Annotated in this window: 2 protein-coding genes and 1 pseudogene; all 3 read left to right on the top strand. The window is 76.0% G+C overall.

What is annotated here, in order from left to right; all coding sequences use genetic code 11:
• Window positions 1-802 (top strand): molybdopterin-binding protein (locus IDM29_RS16555; protein ID WP_255500380.1); only part of this gene is annotated, 802 nt, incomplete at its 5' end.
• Window position 803: 1 nt separating this feature from the next.
• The gene (locus tag IDM29_RS16550) at window positions 804-1,400 is read left to right on the top strand and encodes a GNAT family N-acetyltransferase (RefSeq protein WP_182113231.1); all 597 of its coding nucleotides are present in this window, start codon (window positions 804-806) and stop codon (window positions 1,398-1,400) included.
• A gap of 86 nt (window positions 1,401-1,486) precedes the next feature.
• Window positions 1,487-1,871: pseudogene (locus IDM29_RS16545) on the top strand (hypothetical protein); the annotation flags it as partial.

Genomic DNA, 1,871 nt, shown 5'->3' with positions numbered 1-1,871 from the left:
CCTGCGGGTGCACCCCGCGCCGCGCGTCGTCGTGGTGCCCGTGGGCGACGAGCTCGTGGAGCCCGGTCGCGTCCTGGCCGACGGCCGGGTGCACGACGCGGACGGGCACGCCCTCGCGGCGGCCGTGCGCGAGGCCGGTGCGACGGCTGTGCGCGTCGGTCCGGTCGGGGACGACCGCGCCGCCCTGCGCGAGGTGCTCGCCGACCAGCTCGTGCGCGCCGACCTGCTGCTCGTCACCGGAGGGCTCAGCGACGGCCCGTGGGACACCGTGACCGACGTGCTCGCGCCGCTCGGCACCGTGCGCTTCGACCACGTGGCGATGGCCCCCGGCCGGCGGCAGGGCTTCGGCACCGTCCTGGCCTCCGACCAGGAGGAGCTCTGGCCGGGCGCCGAGGGGCGTCCGACGTCGGGCCTGGCGGACCTCGCGGACAGGCAGGGGCAGGACGCGCCTGCCGGCGTGCCCGTGTTCGCCCTGCCGGGCCACCCGGTGGAGGCGCTCATCTCCTACGAGGTCTTCGTCCGGCCTGCCCTGCGCGCCATGGCGGGTCAGTCCGAGCTCTTCCGGCCGTCGGTGAAGGCGGCGGCGACGCGGGCGTTCGCGTCGCCCGCCGGGCTGCGGCACTTCGTCCCCGCGACCGTGACCGGGTCCCCGACCGAGGGCTACGTCGTCACGCCCGTCGGTGACCCCCGCGACCCCTCGCTCACCGACCTCGCGACCGCCAACGCGCTCGCCGTCGTCGGCGAGGACACGACGACCGTGCGCGCGGGTGACACGCTGGCCTGCCTGATCCTGGGAGGCTGACGTGGCGCGAGGGTGGCCGGTGATCCTGCGCGAGGACGACGTCGTCCTGCGCCCGCTGCGGCGGCGGGACGCGCGCCCGTGGCTGAGGGCGCGCATGACGAACGCCGCGTGGCTCGAGCGGTGGGAGGCGACGTCGCCGGAGCCCGTGACGGGTCAGCCGCCGAGCTTCCCCGAGTTCGTGCGCAACCTGGCGGCGCAGGCGCGGCAGGGCTCGGCGCTGCCCTTCGTCATCGAGTACCGCGGTGAGCTGGTGGGCCAGCTCACGGTCTCGACGATCGTCCGCGGCTCGCTGTGCTCGGCGAGCATCGGGTACTGGATCAGCGAGCACGTGGCGGGCCGCGGGATCACCCCGACCGCCGTCGCGATGGCCGTGGACCACTGCTTCGGTCCGGTGGGGCTGCACCGGATCGAGATCAACATCCGGCCGGAGAATGCGCCGAGCCTGCGCGTCGTCGAGAAGCTCGGCCTGCGTGACGAGGGCGTGCGCGAGCGCTACCTGCACATCCAGGGCGCGTGGTGCGACCACCGCACCTTCGCGGTGACGGTCGAGGAGGTCCCCGACGGGCTGCTCGCACGGTGGCGGGCCGCCGGGCGCTGAGGCGCCGAACGACACCGCTGTAGTTCTCGACCGACACGCCGCGGCCCCTGCGACCCCGGGGTGGGCGGCGCGCCTACGGTCGTGACGTGAACCAGGCCGGTCTCGTGGCGATCGCCATGGCCGGGCTGTGGATCGCCTACCTGGTGCCGCACCACCTGCGGTACCGCCAGCAGCTGCTCGACGCCCGCGTCGAGGACCGCTTCTCGGAGCACCTGCGCATCCTCGCGGTGCTCGGGGAGGCCGGTCCGGGGCCCGGGAGCACGTCGGCGGGCGGGTCGCCGGCGGTGAGGGCGGAGCCGCTGCGCCTGCACCCGGTGAGGAACGACCAGCGCGAACGACGAGGAGGCAGTCCGATGAAGCGACCGCACGGGACGACCGACCGCGTCGCCGCGGACCTGGTCCGCCGGTCGGCGGCCGAGCACTCGCAGCGCGCCGCCCACCTGGCGCGCCGCGCCGCGGGCGCGCGGCGCC

The organism is Actinotalea sp. JY-7885 (assembly GCF_014525465.1).
In the GTDB taxonomy this organism is placed as follows: domain Bacteria; phylum Actinomycetota; class Actinomycetes; order Actinomycetales; family Cellulomonadaceae; genus Actinotalea.
The sequence above is the reverse complement of the archived record's forward strand: the minus strand, read 5'-3'. Positions and strand labels throughout refer to the sequence as shown.